Genomic DNA, 16,974 nt, shown 5'->3' on the forward strand with positions numbered 1-16,974 from the left:
GCGGGAGCCGCGGCCTCGGGGGCGGCGGGCTTCTCGGCGGCCGGGGCGGGCTCGGGCTCGGCCGGGGCGGGAGCCTCGGCGTCGCTCTCGGCGTCCACCGACGGGGTCGCCTCGTCAGTGGCCTCGGTCTCGGCGGCCTGGACCTCGGGGGCCTCCTCGGCGGGAGCCTCGGGCTCGGACGCCGACGCGGCTCCGGAGCCGTCTCCGATGCGCACCAGCTCGGCGCCGACCTCGACGGTCTCGTCCTCCTGGACGAGGATCTCCTCGATCACTCCCGCGACGGGCGACGGGATCTCGGTGTCGACCTTGTCGGTCGAGACCTCGAGCAGGGGCTCGTCCACCTCGACGCGGTCCCCGACGTTCTTCAGCCAGCGGGTGACCGTTCCTTCCGTGACACTCTCTCCGAGTGCCGGGAGGCTGACGGATTCGCTCATGAGCCTGTCTCCTTAAGACGCTTGTGTTTCGATGTCCAGCTTACTGATGCGGAAGCGGCGGATCGCCGCACCGCAGTGGTTCTACAGGGCGTGCAACGGCTTCCCCGCCAGAGCGAGGTGCGCCTCGCCGAGCGCCTCGTTCTGGGTGGGGTGCGCGTGCACGAGGGGCGCGACGTCCTCGGGGTGCGCCTCCCAGTTCACGATGAGCTGAGCCTCGCCGATCAGCTCGCCGACGCGGGCTCCGACCATGTGCACGCCGACGACGGGGCCGTCGACCAGGCGCACGACCTTCACGGAGCCGGTGGTCCCGATGATCGTGCTCCGGGCGTTGCCGCCGAGGCCGTAGTCGTACACGGCGACGCGCTCGGCGCCGTACTCGGCGATCGCGCGGGCCTCGCCGAGGCCGACGGAGGCCACTTCGGGGTCGCTGTAGGTCACCTTCGGGACGTTGACGTCCGAGACGACCTGCGGGCCCAGACCGGCGATCTCCTCCGCGACGAAGATCCCCTGCTGGAAGCTCCGGTGCGCGAGCTGGAGCCCCGGCACGATGTCGCCCACGGCGTACACGCCGGGGACGGAGGTCTGCAGGCGCTCGTCGGTCAGCACGTAGCCGCGGTCGAGGCGGACCCCGGCCTCCTCGAGGCCGATGCCCGCGGTCACCGGGCCGCGGCCGACGGCGACCAGCAGGATCTCGCCCTCCACCGTGGCGCCGCTCTCGAGCGACACGGAGACGCCGCCCTCGCTCTGCGAGACCGACGCGACGCGGGATCCCAGCTGGAAGGCGATGCCCCGCTTGCGGAAGGCGCGCTCCAGCTGCTTGCTGACGCTCTCGTCCTCGTTGGGAACGAGGTGGGGGAGGGCCTCGACGATCGTGACCTCGGCGCCGAACGAGCGCCAGACGCTCGCGAACTCGACGCCGATCACTCCGCCGCCCAGGACGACGACGCTCGCGGGCACGTGGTCGAGCTCGAGAGCCTGGTCGCTCGTCAGGATCCGGCCGCCGATCTCAATGCCGGGGAGGGTGCGGGAGGCGGACCCGGTGGCGACGACGACCGACGCGCCGTGGAGCACGTGCTCGCCGACGGTCACCGTGCCGGGCGCGGTGAGACGGCCCTCGCCCGTGACGACCGTGATGCCGCGCGAGGACACGAGGCTCTGGAGCCCCTTGTACTTGCCGGCGACGACGCCCTCGCGGTAGCGCGTGACGCCCGCCATGTCGATCCCGGTGAAGCTCGAGAGCACGCCGTACTTCTCTCCCTCGCGGGCGCCGTCCGCCAGCTCGGCGGCGTGCAGCAGGGCCTTGGTGGGCACGCATCCCCGGTGCAGGCAGGTGCCGCCGAGCTTGTCGCGCTCCACGAGCGCGACGCTCATCCCGAGCTGCGTCGCCCGGAGGGCCGCCGCGTACCCGCCGCTGCCACCTCCGAGCACGACCAGGTCGTAGCGCTCTTCCGACACCCAGTGACTCCCTCGCGACGTGCGGTCCCGCTTCCCGGCCGACCGGCTCCGGCGCTGAGCGCCGAGCGGATCGGGAGGGGGGACTAGGCGGGATCTCCCGCCCCGTCGACCCTACTACGCGCTCGCGAAGCCCTCGGCCAGGGCGATCAGCGCGCGCACCGAGACCCCCGTGGCGCCGGCTCCGGTGAAGCCGTAGCCGCCGCCTCCGTTGCTCGAGGGGCCGGCGATGTCGAGGTGCGCCCACGGGATCGTGGTCGCGTCCTCGCCCTCGCCGCGCTTCCCGACGAACTCGCGGAGGAAGTGGCCGGCGAGGAGCATGCCGCCGGCGGTGTTGCCCGGCTTGACGTTCGCGATGTCGGCGATGTCCGAGTTCAGCAGCGGTCGCAGCTCCGCGGGGAGGGGCATCTGCCAGAAGGGCTCTCCCGCCGCGCGGGCGGCGTCGAGGACGCGGGAGACCAGCTCGTCGTCGCCCAGAGCGCCGACGGTCCGGTTGCCGAGGGCGACCACGGAGGCGCCGGTCAGCGTCGCGACGTCGATGATCGCATCGGGCTGCTCCTCGCTGGCGGCGACGAGGCCGTCGGCGAGCACCAGTCGGCCCTCGGCGTCGGTGTTCAGCACCTCCACCGTGGTCCCGCCGCGCACGGTGAGCACGTCGTCCGGGCGGATCGCGGTCCCGGAGGGGAGGTTCTCGGCGATGCAGAGCCAGGCGGTCGCGCGGAGCGGGAGGCCGAGCTCCGCGATGGCGCGCACGACGGCGTACACGGTCGCCGCGCCCGCCATGTCGGTCTTCATCCCGATCATCGAGGCCGGCGGCTTGAGCGAGAGTCCGCCGCTGTCGAAGGTGATGCCCTTGCCGACCAGGGCGAGGTGGGTGCTCGCGCCCTCGGGCGCGTAGGCGACCTTCACGAGGCGGGGCGGGCGGGAGGAGCCGCTGCCGACTCCGAGGATGCCGCCGAACCCCTCCTCCGCGAGGGCCTCCTCGTCCCAGACGGTGACCTCGAGGGGCAGTCCCTCTGCGCCGGTCTGCACGGCCTCGGCCAGCGTCTGCGGGTAGAGGTGCGACGGGGGAGTGTTGACGAGGTCCTTCACCGTGCCGACCGCGCGGCCGAGCACGAGCGCCCGGTCCAGGACGGCGGGGTCGGCCGACTCGCCGCCGCCCAGCAGGACGACGTGCTCGACGGGCGCCTTCGCCGCGGCGGCGGTGCTGCCGCGGAAGGCGGTGAAGGAGTAGGAGCCGAGCGCGGCGCCCTCGGCGACCGCGGCGAGCGTGCCGTCGGAGCCGGCGGGGAAGGAGAGTGCCACGGAGGCGGACCCCGCGAGCAGGCGGACGGCGGCGCCCGCGGCGTTCCGCAGCGCGGTGTCGTCGGGCTCCGCCGAGCCGAGTCCGACGAGCACGATCACTCCGGCACGGACCGAGGACGGCACGCGCACGAGCGTCTCGGCCGCGCCGGTCGCGCCGAGCGCGCTCAGCGCGGGGGCCAGCTCCTCGAAGCCCTCCGCGCCGACGAGCCGGGGACCGTCGGGTCCCGGGGCGACGCCGAGGACGAGGGCGTCGGTGTCGATGTCGGAGGCGGGAACGGTCGAGTACTCGAGAGAGGAGAGGGGCATGGCGGCAATGCTAGGCGCTGTTCGCTGAGGGCTCAGCGGACCCGGCCGGGGCGCCGGGAGCCCCGTTTAGACTGGACGCATGCTGGATCCGGAAGACCTGTTCGAGATCGAGGGCGACCTCTCCGAGATCCCGCGCGGGCTGCACCTCGTCGCGGGCCTGACCGGCTCGGCCGACGCCGGGGGAGCGGTGGGGCAGCTGGGGGAGTACCTCTTCGAGACCCTCGAGCACCGCGGGGTCGCGGTCTTCGACCAGGATCAGCTGCTCGACTACCGGGCCCGCCGCCCCATCATCACCTTCGACCAGGACCACCTGACGGACTACCGTCCTGCGATGCTCCGGCTCTCGCTCGCGCACGACGAGCTGCACCAGCCGTTCCTCCTGCTCACCGGCTTCGAGCCCGACTTCCAGTGGGAGCGGTTCACCCGCGCGGTGGTCTCCCTCCTCGAGCGGCTCGACGTCGCCTCGACCACGTGGGTCCAGGCGATCCCGATGCCCGTGCCGCACACCCGGCCCGTCGGCGTCACCGTGAGCGGCAACCGCGAGGACCTGATCGAGGCGATGTCGGTCTGGAAGCCGCACACGCAGGTGCCCTCGAACGTCCTCCACCTGCTCGAGCTGCGTCTCTACGAGCGCGGTCTGACCGTGGTCGGCTTCGCGCTGCTCATCCCCCACTACCTGTCGGACACCGAGTACCCGCAGGCGGCGGTCGCGGCGCTCGAGAGCATCTCGGCGTCGACCGGCCTCATCTTCCCGACGGACCGCCTGCGCGAGAGCGGGCGGGAGTTCCTCGGCAAGGTCGACGAGCAGGTCGGCGGCAACGACGAGCTGCAGAAGCTGGTCTCGGCCCTCGAGGCGCGGCACGACACCTACATGGAGGGGACGAGCCTCCGCTCGCCGCTCACCGACGAGGACGGCTTCGTGCCCAGCGCCGACGCGATCGCCGCCGAGCTCGAGAAGTTCCTCGCGATCCGCCGCCCGGGCGAGGAGCCCACCGCCTCCTGAGCGGCCGTAGGATCGGACGAGTGCGTGATCTTCGAGCCTGGTTCGTCTTCGGTGCCGGAGCGTTCGCCTACCTCGTCGCGGTCCTGGACCGCACGACGCTGGGCGTCGCAGGAGTGGACGCCGCGGAGCGGTTCGGGGTGGCCGCCGCCGTCCTCTCGTCGCTCGCCGTCGTCCAGCTGATCGTCTACGCCGGGATGCAGATCCCGGTCGGGATCCTCATCGACCGGTTCGGCCCGCGGACCCTGATCCTCTCGGGCACGGCCCTGATGATGGCGGGCCAGGTCGTAGTCGCGATCGCGCCGGGCATCGGCGTCGCGATCGTCGGGCGGATCCTGCTGGGAGCCGGGGACGCCGCGATCTTCACCTCCGTGATCCGCCTCACGGTGACCTGGTTCAGCGGACCGATCGTGCCGCAGCTCTCGCAGTGGATCGGCAACATCGGCCAGGTGGGCCAGATCCTCTCCGCACTCCCGTTCGCGGCGATCCTCCACACGTTCGGCTGGGAGCCCGCGTTCCTCAGCGCCGCCGGCCTCGGGGCCGTGTCCTTCCTCGGCGTGCTCCTCCTGGTCGCCGACGTCCCGCCGCGCACCGAGCCGATCACGGTGGTGCCTCCGACGCTCCGGGCGACGATCGCGCAGCTCGGAGTGAGCCTGCGCCGGCCGGGGACGCAGCTCGGCTTCTGGTCGCACTTCGTCACGCAGTCCTCCGGCACGGTGTTCACGCTGCTCTGGGGCTACCCCTTCCTCGTCCACGCGATCGGCCTGCCGCCGACCGTCGCCGCGCCGACCCTCACGATCGTCGTGATCGCGGGGATCGTCGTCGGGCCGGTGCTCGGCGTCCTGACCGCTCGCCACCCCATGCGCCGCAGCAACCTCGTGCTCGGGATCGTCTCGGCGATGGCGGTCGCCTGGACCGTCGTGCTGCTCTGGCCCGGCGTCCCGCCGTACTGGCTCGTGGTGCTGCTCCTGATCGTCGTCGGAGCGGGCGGCCCCGGCTCCATGATCGGGTTCGACTTCGCCCGCACGTTCAACCCCTCGCGGAGCCTCGGCGCGGCGAACGGAGTCGTCAACGTGGGCGGGTTCCTGGCCAGCTTCACGATGATGTTCGCGATCGGCCTGATCCTCGACGCACTGGCCGGTCCCGGTGCCTCCTCCGAGCAGACCTACTCGCTCGAGCACTTCCGCCTGGCGTGGTGCGTGCAGTACGTGGTGGTCGGCGCCGGAGTCGTCGGACTCGTCGTCGCGCGCCGCCGGACCCGCCGCCGCCTGGCCGAGGACGAGGGAATAACCGTGGCCCCTCTCTGGGTTGCACTGAGTGACCGGATGCGCCGCGGCCGCGCGGGGCGCTGACGGTCGTCCGTCGATCCGCCCTTCTGCAGACGCGATGTCCCAGCGGAACGGCCCGGATCCCGCCGGATCGAGCCCCACTCGCACCGCACCGCACGGCTGCACTACTCAGACGTGCAATAATTGTCAATAGGACCCGTTCGGGTCGAGGAGCACCAGGCCCACGTCGGGCGTGCGACGTCCTCGACTTGACATGGGTCCTCGTAATGCCCACCGACGGACGACGCCTTCCCGCGCCGCCCGCCCCCGGGACGCAACGGATGGAGAGGTGCCGCCATGGCCACCAGAGCTACCAAGACCGCAACGCTCGACGCCGTCGACGACGACGTGACGACGACCACCAAGAAGCCCGCGGCGCGCAAGCCTGCGGCGAAGACCACGGCGGCCAAGACCACCGCGGCCAAGACGACCCGCTCGCGCGCCACGACCAAGGCCGCCGCACCCGCGGACACCGAGGAGGAGCCGACCGACGCCGTCGAGCCCGACGAGGCGGCGGAGGAGGAGGAGACCGAGGTCGTCGCCGAGGACACCGAGACCGACGCGAAGGACGACGCGGAGACGCCGGAGGCCCCGGCCGCCGCTGCCGTCGCCGCTCCGGCCGAGCCGCTCCCGAGTGGTGCGCTCGTCCTGTCGTTCGGCGGAGAGGACGACGAGGTCCCGGTCTACTCGACCGCGATCACCGGTGCCACCGCCGACCCGGTCAAGGACTACCTGAAGCAGATCGGCAAGGTCGCGCTCCTGAACGCGGCCGAGGAGGTCGAGCTCGCGATGCGCATCGAGGCCGGCCTGTTCGCCGAGGACAAGCTCGCCAACTCGACCGACCTCAGCCCGGAGCTCGTCCGCGAGCTGCGCTGGGTCGCGAAGGACGGCCAGCGCGCGAAGAGCCACCTGCTCGGAGCGAACCTCCGGCTCGTCGTCAGCCTCGCGAAGCGCTACACCGGTCGCGGGATGCAGTTCCTCGACCTCATCCAGGAGGGCAACCTGGGCCTCATCCGTGCGGTCGAGAAGTTCGACTACACCAAGGGCTTCAAGTTCTCGACCTACGCCACGTGGTGGATCCGCCAGGCGATCACCCGCGCGATGGCCGACCAGGCCCGCACCATCCGCATCCCGGTGCACATGGTCGAGGTCATCAACAAGCTGGCCCGCGTGCAGCGCCAGATGCTCCAGGACCTGGGCCGCGAGCCCACGCCCGAGGAGCTCTCGCGCGAGCTCGACATGACCCCCGAGAAGGTCATCGAGGTGCAGAAGTACGGGCGCGAGCCGATCTCGCTGCACACGCCCCTGGGCGAGGACGGCGACAGCGAGTTCGGCGACCTCATCGAGGACACCGAGGCGGTCGTCCCGGCCGACGCCGTGGGCTTCACCATGCTGCAGAAGCAGCTGGAGTCGCTGCTCGACTCGCTCTCGGAGCGCGAGGCCGGCGTGATCCGCATGCGCTTCGGCCTCGGCGACGGCATGCCGAAGACGCTCGACCAGATCGGCGACACCTTCGGCGTGACGCGCGAGCGCATCCGTCAGATCGAGTCCAAGACGATGGCCAAGCTCCGCCACCCGTCCCGCTCGCAGTCGCTCCGCGACTACCTCGAGTAGGCCGGTGATCCGCTACGCGCCGGCGGTCCTCCTCGGGAGGGCCGCCCGGTTCGCCGCGCGGGTCCGGAAGCCCGGCGGGGGATCCGCCGTGCCCGGACTCGTGGTGAACCGTGTCGCGCCCGGATTCCTGCCCGCGGTGCTCGACGGATTCCGGGACGGCCTCGTGGTCGTCACGGGATCGGCGGGCAAGTCGACCACGACCAAGATGCTGGTCGCGGTGCTCCGCGCGCACGGGCTCCGGGTCTTCACCAACCCGTCGACGGCCAACATCGCCCAGGGGCTGACCTCCGCGCTCCTGGAGAGGGCGGACCTCCGCGGGCGGATCGACGCGGACATCGCCGTCCTCGAGATGGACGAGGGTCACGGCGCGCGCCTCGCACCCCGGATGCGCCCCCGCGTCGTCCTGCTGACGAACGTGGTGGTCGACCAGATCGACCGCTTCTTCGATCCGGCCATGGTCGCCCGGATGCTCGGCACCATCGCCTCCCGCGCGACCGGTCCCGTCGTGCTGAACGCCGACGACCGCCACGTCGCCGATGTCGCGACCTCCCTCCCCGACGAGCGGATCCGCTGGTACGGCGTCTCCTCCTCCGTCCGCGACTCCGCGTCCGGCGGTCTCGGCTACGCCGCGGAGGCGGAGGCCGGGACCGACCGTGCCACCACCGTCGTCGAGAGCACGACGGGAGCGGCCGCGCGCATCGTCAGCGACGGCGACCCGCTCGAGGTCCGGCTCCCCGCGCGGGGCGTCCACTACGCGGTCGACGCCGCGGCGGCCGTCTCCACGGCCCGCGCCGTGCTCGCCGAGCGCTTCGACCCGGCCCTCGCCGCCTCCGCGCTCTCGAGCATCGACCCCGTCTTCGGGCGGGGCGAGATCGTCACCGTGCGCGGCCACGAGGTCGAGTTCGTCCTGGTTCAGAACCCGGCGAGCTACCGCCTGAACATCGCGGAGATCCCCGAGGGGACCGAGCAGATCATGCTCGCGATCGGCTCCGACGTCCGAGACCCCTCCTACTTCTGGCCCGTGGACACCTCCGTGCTCGGGCACGTCAGAGTCGTCTCGGGGTCGAAGGCGCACGAGGCGGCGCTGCACCTGCGCTACGACGGTGTCCGCGTCGACTCCGTCGACGAGGACCTGGGCCGCGCGCTCGACGCGTTCCTCGCTCTGCCGACCCCCGCCTCCGGCCGGAAGACCATCGTCTTCTCGGCCGATTCGATGCGCCGCACCCGTGCGCACCTGCAGCTCGTCACCAACCGCGAGGAGACCGCGTGACCACCCTCCGCATCGCCGTGCTCGCTCCCGACGTCCTGGACAGCAACGGCGACGCGGCGAACGCCCGGGTCCTCGCGGCTCGGGCGCGCTGGTCGGGCGTCGAGGCGGAGGTGGTGCCGCTGGCGACCGCCTCCGACGCCGAGGTCCGTCCGGACGTCCTGGTCGCCGGGACGGGAGCGGACGAGGACCTCCCGGGCGTCCTGGCCCTACTCCACGAGATCGCGCCGACGCTGCGGGCCTGGGTCGACCAGGGCACCCAGGTGGTCGCGGTCGGGGCCGGCTGGGAGATGCTGGCCGGTTCGATCAGCACGGCCGATGGCGGCGCCCGGGGGATCGGACTGTTCCCCGGAGACTCGGTCACGGGCGAGCGCGCGACCGACGACCTCCTCGTCGAGACGCCGAGCGGTGTCCTCGTCGGCTTCGAGAACCACGAGCGCCGGATGACCGGGATCCCGCTCGAGCACGCGCTCGGCCGAGTGCTGCACGGCACCGGCGACGGCGCCGGCCACGAGGGCTACGCGGTGGGAGGCCTTCTGGGCACGCACCTTCACGGCCCCGTCCTCGCGAAGAACCCCTCGCTCGCGGACGCGATCCTGCGGCGCGCCCTCGGCGACGCCTACTCCCCGTCGGACGAGCGTCTCCGCCTGGTCGATGAAACGGCACGAGCCGCTCGCGAAGTGATCGCGAAGCGGCTCGGTGTCGGTCGGTAGGGCGCTGACGCGCCGTCCGGGCTGATCGGGGACACGCTAGGGGCGCTGCTCCTCGAAGAGTCGGGCGGACTCGTCGTGCCAGCTCTGCGCGATGCTGGAGAGCTTCTCCTGGTACTTCTTCCCGTGGTGCGCGCAGAACAGCAGTTCTCCGTTGTTCACGACCACTCGGATGTACGCCTGCGCACCGCAGCTGTCGCAGCGGTCGGCGGCGGAGAGCTGGTGGGCACCGGCGAGCTCGTCCACGCCGTTCTGGGTTGCTGTGGTCGACATGACTTGGCCTCCTGCACTCGGTCTTCGATCTCTGCTTAGTGGAACCCATCCAAGCACGCGATTGTTTCCGCACGGCGTCGATCGATCGGCATTTCGCTCTGCGCGTAGGGGCCCCGCGCCGAGCGGCCATCGTGCTGTCGTCGGGTGCCGCGCCACCGGGGCCGGAGCGGTTCTCGAAAGTAGACTGGGCGGATGGCCTCCACCGACTACAACGCCCGCCACCTCTCCGTCCTCGAGGGTCTCGAGGCGGTCCGGAAGCGGCCCGGCATGTACATCGGATCGACCGACTCGCGCGGCCTCATGCACTGCCTCTGGGAGGTCATCGACAACTCCGTCGACGAGGCGCTGGCCGGGCACGGGACCGAGATCAGCGTGCTCCTGCACGCCGACGGCAGCGTCGAGGTGCGCGACCGCGCGCGCGGGATCCCGGTCGACATCGAGCCGAAGACGGGGCTCTCCGGAGTCGAGGTCGTGTTCACGAAGCTGCACGCGGGCGGCAAGTTCGGCTCGGGATCCTACGCGGCGTCCGGCGGTCTGCACGGCGTCGGCGCCTCCGTGGTCAACGCGCTCTCGGAGCGCCTGGACGTCGAGGTCGACCGCAACGGCCGCACCTACCGGATGTCGTTCCACCGGGGGGAGCCCGGGCGCTTCGCCGACGCGGGCGAGCCCACCCCCGACGCTCCGTTCACGCCGTTCGAGAACGGGTCGGAGCTGACGGTCGTCGGGAAGGTCGCCAAGGGCGTCACCGGAACGCGCGTGCGCTACTGGGCCGACCGCCAGATCTTCACGAAGGGCGCCTCGTTCCAGACGGACGACCTGGTGACGCGCGCCCGGCAGACCGCGTTCCTCGTCCCCGGCCTGACGATCGACATCGTCGACGACCGGGCGGACGAGCGCCGCGCCGAGATGTTCCGCTACGACGGCGGCATCTCGGAGTTCGTCGAGTTCCTCGCCCCCGACGCACCCGTGACCGAGGTGCTGCGCCTCACCGGCTCCGGCACCTTCACCGAGACCGTGCCGGTGCTGACCCCCGGCGGCGCCATGGTGCCCACCGAGGTGGAGCGCACCTGCGAGGTCGACATCGCCCTGCGCTGGGGCACCGGCTACGAGACGGTGATGCGCAGCTTCGTGAACATCATCTCGACGCCCAAGGGCGGGACGCACCAGACCGGCTTCGAGCAGGGCCTGCTGAAGCTGCTCCGCTCCCAGGTGGAGGCGAACGCCCGCCGCCTCAAGGTCGGCTCGGACAAGCTCGAGAAGGACGACGTCCTCGCCGGGCTCAGCGCCGTGCTGACCGTGCGGCTCCCGGAGCCGCAGTTCGAAGGCCAGACGAAGGAGGTGCTGGGCACGCCCGCCGTCCGCGCGATCGTCGCCTCCACCATCGCCTCGACGCTGGGCGCGGTGTTCTCCTCGACGCGCCGCGAGGACAAGGCGCAGACCTCCCAGCTCCTCGAGAAGGTCGTCGCCGAGATGAAGTCGCGGATCTCGGCCCGCGCGCACAAGGAGACCCAGCGCCGCAAGAACGCGCTGGAGTCCTCCTCCCTTCCGGCGAAGCTGGTCGACTGCCGCAGCAGCGACGTCGAGAACAGCGAGCTCTTCATCGTCGAGGGTGACTCCGCCCTCGGCACCGCCAAGCTCGCCCGCAACAGCGAGTACCAGGCCCTGCTGCCGATCCGGGGGAAGATCCTCAACACGCAGAAGGCGAGCATCGCCGACATGCTCTCGAACGCCGAGTGCGCCTCGATGATCCAGGTGATCGGAGCCGGCTCCGGCCGCTCCTTCGACCTCTCGGCCGCCCGCTACGGGAAGATCATCCTGATGAGCGACGCCGACGTCGACGGCGCCCACATCCGCACCCTGCTGCTCACGCTCTTCTTCCGCTACATGCGGCCGCTCGTCGAGGCGGGGCGCGTCTTCGCCGCCGTGCCTCCGCTGCACCGGCTCGTGGTGATGAACGCGGGGAAGAAGCCGAACGAGACGATCTACACCTACTCGGAGAAGGAGCTGCAGAGCGTCCTCGCGGCCCTCGGCAAGGCGGGCCGCCGCTACCAGGACCCGATCCAGCGCTACAAGGGGCTCGGCGAGATGGACGCGGACCAGCTGGCCACGACGACCATGGACCGCTCCCGCCGCACCCTCCGCCGGGTGCGGGTCGCCGACGCCGAGAACGCCGGCCGGGTGTTCGAGCTGCTGATGGGCAACGACGTGGCGCCCCGCAAGGAGTTCATCGTCCGCGGGTCCGAGTCGCTGTCGCGGGACCGCATCGACGTCTGAGCCGCGGGGCTCAGAACACCTCGGGCGCCGCTCCGATCGTCGCGATCGGCGCCGCGAGCGCCACGCCGGAGCCGTCGCGCTTCATCCCGGAGTCGGGCAGCGCGGCCACCGAGCCGTCGGCCTCGAGGGCGTGCGCGGGACCGGGGCCGACCCACGCCACTCCGAGGGCGGTCTCTCCCTTGAGGAAGCGCTGCGCGCGGACTCCGCCGGTGGCCCTGCCCTTGGCGGGGAACTCCGAGAACGGCGAGACCTTCGCACTGCCGGTGTCGGTCCCCGAGAGGGCCCAGCTGTCGACGGCGACCGTCGCGACGACGGCCTCGTCCCGGTCCTCGGCGGCGACGACGGCGAAGTGCACGACGTCGTCGGTCTCGGCCAGCTTGACCCCGGCCATCCCCGCGGCGGTCCGGCCCTGAGGGCGGACGGCGGACGCGGGGAAGCGCAGCAGCTGGGCCTCGCCGGTGACGAAGACCAGCTCGTCCTCCTCCGCCGACGCGGCCGCGCCCACGACGGCGTCCTTCGGCTTCAGGGCGATGAGCTCGATGTCCGGGCGGTTGGGCAGCTCGCCCGGCGCGACGCGCTTGACGACGCCCTGCTGGGTGCCGAGCGCGATCGGCCGCTCGTCGTCGAGGGCGACGAGCGCGAGCACCCGCTCGTCCTTCGCCAGGTGCGGGAGGTAGTCGCTCATGCGCACGCCCGCGCCCAGCTGCACCGAGGAGGAGGGGACGGCGGGCACGTCGACCGGCGAGAAGCGGAGGAGCCGACCGGCGCTGGTGACCGCGCCGATCTCCGTCCGGCTGGTCGTGTCGAGCACGCTGAGGACGGCGTCGTGCTTCGAGCGGCGCGTGGCGCGCTCGGGGTGGGGAGCGGCCTCGGGGTCGCGGTCGACCCGCACCATGCGGCCGGTGGTGCTCAGCAGCACCCGGCAGGGCACGTCCGCGATCTCGAGCACCGCGGCGGCCTTCCGCCCGGTGGTGGCGACGGAGGGGCGCGCCTCGGTGAGCAGGGTGCGCCGCGGGGTCCCGAGGCGCTGGGCGACCTCGTCGAGCTCGTCCGAGACCAGCTCGTCGATCCGTGATCGGCTGGCGAGGAGGGCCTCGAGCGCGGCGATCTCGGCGAGGAGGGTGTCGCGCTCGGTCTCGAGCTCGATGCGCGAGAACTTCGTGAGGCGGCGGAGCTGGAGCTCGAGGATGTAGTCGGCCTGCAGGGTGCTGAGGTCGAAGACCTCGATCAGCCGGGCCCGCGCCGCCGCGGTGTCGTCGCTCCCGCGGATCAGCTGGATGACCTCGTCGATGTCGAGGATCGCGATGAGCAGGCCCTCGACCAGGTGCAGCCGCTCCTGGCGCTTGCGCAGTCGGTAGCGGGTCCGCCGGGTGACGACCTGCACCCGGTGGCCGATGTAGACCTGCAGCAGCTCCTTCAGGCCGAGGGTGCGCGGGCCGCCGTCGACCAGCGCGACGTTGTTGATCGAGAACGCGTCCTCGAGGGGCGTGTAGCGGTAGAGCTGCTCGAGGACGGCCTCCGGGCTGAAGCCGGTCTTGATCCCGATGACGAGCCGGAGGCCGTTGTCCCGGTCCGTCAGGTCGGTGACGTCCGAGATGCCGCTGAGCTTCTTGTTCTGGACGCCGTCCTTGATCTTGTCGATGACCTTCTCGGCGCCGACGAGGTAGGGCAGCTCGGTGACGACCAGGCCGGACTTGCGCGCGGTGATGCTCTCGACCGAGACGCGCGCGCGGGTCTTGAAGCCGCCCCGGCCGGTCGCGTAGGCGTCGCGCACGCCGGCGAGGCCGACGATCGTGCCACCGCTCGGGAAGTCCGGTCCCGGGACGAACGACATCAGGTCGTCCAGGGACGCGTCGGGATGGGCGATCAGGTGCCGGGCCGCCCCGATCACCTCCACGAGGTTGTGGGGCGCCATGTTCGTCGCCATGCCGACGGCGATGCCGCTGGCCCCGTTGACCAGCAGGTTCGGGAACGCGGAGGGGAGGACCTCGGGCTGGTCGTGCGAGTTGTCGTAGTTCGGGACGAAGTCGACGACGTCCTCGCCGAGGTGCTCGGTCATGGCCGTGGCGGCCGGGGCGAGGCGGGCCTCGGTGTAGCGGGCCGCGGCCGGGCCGTCGTCGAGGGAGCCGAAGTTGCCGTGCCCGTCGACGAGGGCGACCCTCATCGTGAACGGCTGGGCGAGGCGGACGAGCGAGTCGTAGATCGAGGCGTCGCCGTGCGGGTGCAGCTTGCCCATCACCTCGCCGACCACGCGGGCCGACTTCACGTGGCCGTGATCGGGCCGCAGCCCCATCTCGCTCATCATGTAGAGGATCCGGCGCTGCACCGGCTTGAGGCCGTCGCGGGCGTCGGGCAGGGCCCGCGAGTAGATGACCGAGTACGCGTACTCGAGGAAGGACCCCTCCATCTCGGCCGAGACGTCGACGTCCTCGATGCGCTCGGTGAGCGAGGATCCGGAGGAGGGGGCTGCAGCGTTCATGACTCGATTCGGTGGCGGGCGCGGGGCGGCGGCGGGGGACTGCACCGCCCTGCGGCGCTCGACGGGACGGGCGGAGCGGAGACGGCGCCTCGCGGACGGGACCGGCCCTCCCGTTCACGCGGACGCTCCGCCGCACCGGCCCGGCGGGGACGGCGGCGCTGTGCGAAACTGGGCGCGATGACCCACATGCTACCGCCAGCCCCCGACGGGCGGCGGAGCCTCGCCGACGTCCTGCCGGGCGCCCTCGACGCGCTCCTGGGCCGCCCCGGCCTCTTCGGCTCGCCCCGCGTCGAGCGGATCGTGGTCGTCCTCGTCGACGGCCTGGGTGCCGCGAACCTCCGCCAGCGCGGGGGCCACTCGCGCACGCTCGCTCCGGCCCTCAACCGCGGCACCACGCTCGTCTCGGGCTTCCCGACGACAACCGCGGCGGCCCTGGCGAGCCTGACGACGGGCCTGCGCCCGGGCGGGCACGGGATGGTCGGCTACCGCGTGCTCGACCGCGCCTCCGACCGCCTGGTCAACCAGCTCTCCGGCTGGGACGAGCGCATGGTGCCCGAGACGTGGCAGCCCCACCCCACGGTCTTCGAGCAGGCCTCGGCCGCCGGTGTCCGGGCCGGAGTGATCGGCCCCGCGCGGTACGCCCGCTCCGGTCTCACGCGGGCGATCCTGCGCGGCGCCGAGTACCACTCCGCCGGCGGCGTCGCCGAGCGCTTCACGGCGGCGCGCGCCCTGCTCGACGAGGGCGGCCGGCAGCTCGTGTACCTCTACGTCCCCGAGCTCGACCAGGCGGCGCATGCGCGCGGCTGGGAGTCGCCGGAGTGGACGGCAGCGCTCGAGCTCCTGGACGGGGAGGTCGGCGGAGCGGTCCGCGGGCTCTCCGCCCGGGAGAGCGTGCTGGTCACCGCCGACCACGGCATCGTGGACGTTCCGGCGTCCTCGCACGTGCTCGTCGAGCGGGGACCGCTGCTCGAGGGCGTCCGGCACCTCGGCGGAGAGCCCCGCTGCCTGCAGCTGCACCTCGAGCCGGGTGTGGACCCCGACGAGGTGGCGCGGCGCTGGACCGAGGCGGAGGGCGCACGCGCCTGGATCGCGACGCGCGACGAGGTCGCCGCGAGCGGCTGGTTCGGCGAGGTCTCTCCGGCGGCGGCCGAGCGGATGGGCGACGTGTTCGTCGCGGCGCGGAGGACCATCGCCTACTACGCGGCGGACGACTCCTCCGGCCGCTCCATGATCGGGCAGCACGGGTCGCTCACCCCGGAGGAGACGCAGGTGCCGCTCCTCCGCTTCGGCGCGCTGGCCTGAGCCGGGCCGAGTGCACGGGGGCACCGTCCACCCCGGCGGAGCCGCGCCGGCGGAGGTTCAGTCGTCGCTGCGCGCTCCGAAGACGATCTCGTCCCAGCTCGGCATCGACGCCCGCCCCCGGCGGAGGCTCCCGCGCACGCCCGACGGCTGCTCGGGGACCGGGGGAGCGGTGCGCGGCGGCTCCGGTGCCTTCTCGACCGGAGGAGCGGCCTCGGCCTCGGGCTCCGGCTCCTCGCGGACGCGGAGGCTCGAGGCGTGATCGCGCTCGCCCCGGCGGCGCCGCAGGGCGTCGAGCAGGTCGGCGGTGTCGTTGAGGTTGCGCTCGCGCTGCTCCGTCGTGCTCGTGATGGGGCGGGGGAGCGTCGAGATCGGGCGCGGGGTCTCGGAGAGGGCCGGCTGCGGCTCCGTGTCGGAGGGGCGGACGGCGGCCGGTCGGGCGTGCGGCATCGCGGCGGGGCGGCCGGCGGTGGGGTGGTCGGCCCAGGCGGAGCGGCTCGGCGCCTCCGCGGACTCCGGGTCGAAGCGCGTGGCGAGCTCGTCGACGGCGGCGGGGATGACGGCGCGCAGGCGCGGGATGAGGGTCGGCCGGATCTCGCCCTGCTGCGAGAGCGTGATCGCCTCGGAGGTCAGCGGCGACAGCAGCGCCTTCCGCGGGTCGAAGCGCCAGCGGGCGTCGTGGTCGATCTCGTCCGAGCGGAAGAGGAGCTTGACGACCCAGCCCTCCTCCTCCTTCCAGCTCGACCACTGCTCGCCCTCGGCGCCGAGCGACGCGAGGCGGTCGCGGATGACGTCGCCGAAGGGCGTGCCCTCCTCGAGGGGATCGGGGTCGGTGGTCGTGTAGACGCGCACGGCGAGGGCGGACGCGACGATGTGCTCGCGCTCGGCCGTGACGGGTCCCTCGAAGCGCTGGACGTAGCCCAGGTCGGCGCCCGTGAGCTCGGCGACCTCCTCGGCGGAGAGCCCGGAGCGGATGTGGGCCTGGATCTCGCGGGGGGAGACGCGCTTCTCGCGCGGCGGGAGGGTGTGGACCCGCGGCCGCAGCTGGCTCTGCAGCGTCTCGTCGATGCGGACCGAGAAGCGCTCGCCGCCCTCGGACACGAGGACGAGCGATCCGCCCTCGACGCCGATCACCTTCAGTTCCATCATCGTGGGGACCCTCCTTCTGGACGCGGACCGGGCAAGGATGCCACGCGCCCGGGCGATCGGCCGGGAATACCCCGGGCGGGTCGA

13 protein-coding genes are annotated in these 16,974 nt (G+C 72.5%); 7 read left to right on the forward strand and 6 right to left on the reverse strand.

Features of this window, described 5'->3' with window-relative positions; all coding sequences use genetic code 11:
* From C5C71_RS05535 to C5C71_RS05545, 3 genes are all read right to left on the reverse strand, one after another.
* Positions 1-434: biotin/lipoyl-containing protein (locus C5C71_RS05535; protein WP_308471739.1), on the reverse strand; the 434-nt coding region annotated here is incomplete at its 3' end.
* A gap of 81 nt (positions 435-515) precedes the next feature.
* Positions 516-1,889 carry a dihydrolipoyl dehydrogenase gene (lpdA, locus tag C5C71_RS05540; protein ID WP_104232557.1) on the reverse strand — a complete coding sequence of 458 codons (1,374 nt, stop codon included), beginning with the start codon at positions 1,887-1,889 and terminating at the stop codon, positions 516-518.
* A gap of 114 nt (positions 1,890-2,003) precedes the next feature.
* On the reverse strand, positions 2,004-3,497 hold the full coding sequence (locus tag C5C71_RS05545) for a leucyl aminopeptidase (protein WP_104337288.1): 1,494 nt from the start codon (positions 3,495-3,497) through the stop codon (positions 2,004-2,006).
* Positions 3,498-3,576: 79 nt separating this feature from the next.
* On the opposite strand from C5C71_RS05545, the gene C5C71_RS05550 reads away from it, so the two are divergent.
* From C5C71_RS05550 to C5C71_RS05570, 5 genes are all read left to right on the forward strand, one after another.
* Positions 3,577-4,500, forward strand: a complete 924-nt coding sequence (locus tag C5C71_RS05550; RefSeq protein WP_104225227.1) for a proteasome assembly chaperone family protein — start codon at positions 3,577-3,579, stop codon at positions 4,498-4,500.
* A 20-nt stretch (positions 4,501-4,520) separates the two neighbouring features.
* Positions 4,521-5,849 (forward strand): nitrate/nitrite transporter, encoded by a 1,329-nt coding sequence (locus C5C71_RS05555; protein WP_104337289.1) that lies wholly within the window; start codon positions 4,521-4,523, stop codon positions 5,847-5,849.
* 273 nt (positions 5,850-6,122) lie between these two features.
* Positions 6,123-7,439: an RNA polymerase sigma factor gene (locus C5C71_RS05560; RefSeq protein ID WP_104261523.1), complete on the forward strand. Its 1,317-nt coding sequence runs from the start codon at positions 6,123-6,125 to the stop codon at positions 7,437-7,439.
* Positions 7,440-7,443: 4 nt separating this feature from the next.
* Positions 7,444-8,709 (forward strand): Mur ligase family protein, encoded by a 1,266-nt coding sequence (locus C5C71_RS05565; RefSeq protein ID WP_104273654.1) that lies wholly within the window; start codon positions 7,444-7,446, stop codon positions 8,707-8,709.
* Entirely contained in the window at positions 8,706-9,419 is a 714-nt protein-coding gene (locus tag C5C71_RS05570; protein WP_146084429.1) for a type 1 glutamine amidotransferase, read from the forward strand. The genes C5C71_RS05565 and C5C71_RS05570 overlap by 4 nt, the downstream gene beginning before the upstream one ends.
* A gap of 36 nt (positions 9,420-9,455) precedes the next feature.
* Here the strand turns inward: C5C71_RS05570 and C5C71_RS05575 are convergent, their stop codons facing one another.
* On the reverse strand, positions 9,456-9,689 hold the full coding sequence (locus C5C71_RS05575) for a hypothetical protein (protein WP_068212876.1): 234 nt from the start codon (positions 9,687-9,689) through the stop codon (positions 9,456-9,458).
* Between the two features lie 192 nt (positions 9,690-9,881).
* On the opposite strand from C5C71_RS05575, the gene C5C71_RS05580 reads away from it, so the two are divergent.
* On the forward strand, positions 9,882-11,963 hold the full coding sequence (locus C5C71_RS05580) for a type IIA DNA topoisomerase subunit B (RefSeq protein WP_104225230.1): 2,082 nt from the start codon (positions 9,882-9,884) through the stop codon (positions 11,961-11,963).
* Between the two features lie 10 nt (positions 11,964-11,973).
* Here C5C71_RS05580 and C5C71_RS05585 read toward each other — a convergent pair whose 3' ends face one another.
* Complete coding sequence (locus tag C5C71_RS05585; RefSeq protein WP_104267887.1) at positions 11,974-14,442, reverse strand: DNA topoisomerase (ATP-hydrolyzing) subunit A; 2,469 nt, start codon at positions 14,440-14,442, stop codon at positions 11,974-11,976.
* 177 nt (positions 14,443-14,619) lie between these two features.
* Between C5C71_RS05585 and C5C71_RS05590 the strand changes: the two genes are divergently transcribed.
* Complete coding sequence (locus C5C71_RS05590) at positions 14,620-15,744, forward strand: alkaline phosphatase family protein (protein ID WP_258068164.1); 1,125 nt, start codon at positions 14,620-14,622, stop codon at positions 15,742-15,744.
* 57 nt (positions 15,745-15,801) lie between these two features.
* On the opposite strand, the gene sepH is transcribed toward C5C71_RS05590, so the two are convergent.
* Positions 15,802-16,890: a septation protein SepH gene (gene sepH, locus C5C71_RS05595; protein ID WP_104337291.1), complete on the reverse strand. Its 1,089-nt coding sequence runs from the start codon at positions 16,888-16,890 to the stop codon at positions 15,802-15,804.
* Positions 16,891-16,974 lie beyond the last annotated feature (84 nt).

Source organism: Rathayibacter sp. AY1C1 (genome assembly GCF_002932105.1).
Classification (GTDB): Bacteria; Actinomycetota; Actinomycetes; order Actinomycetales; family Microbacteriaceae; genus Rathayibacter.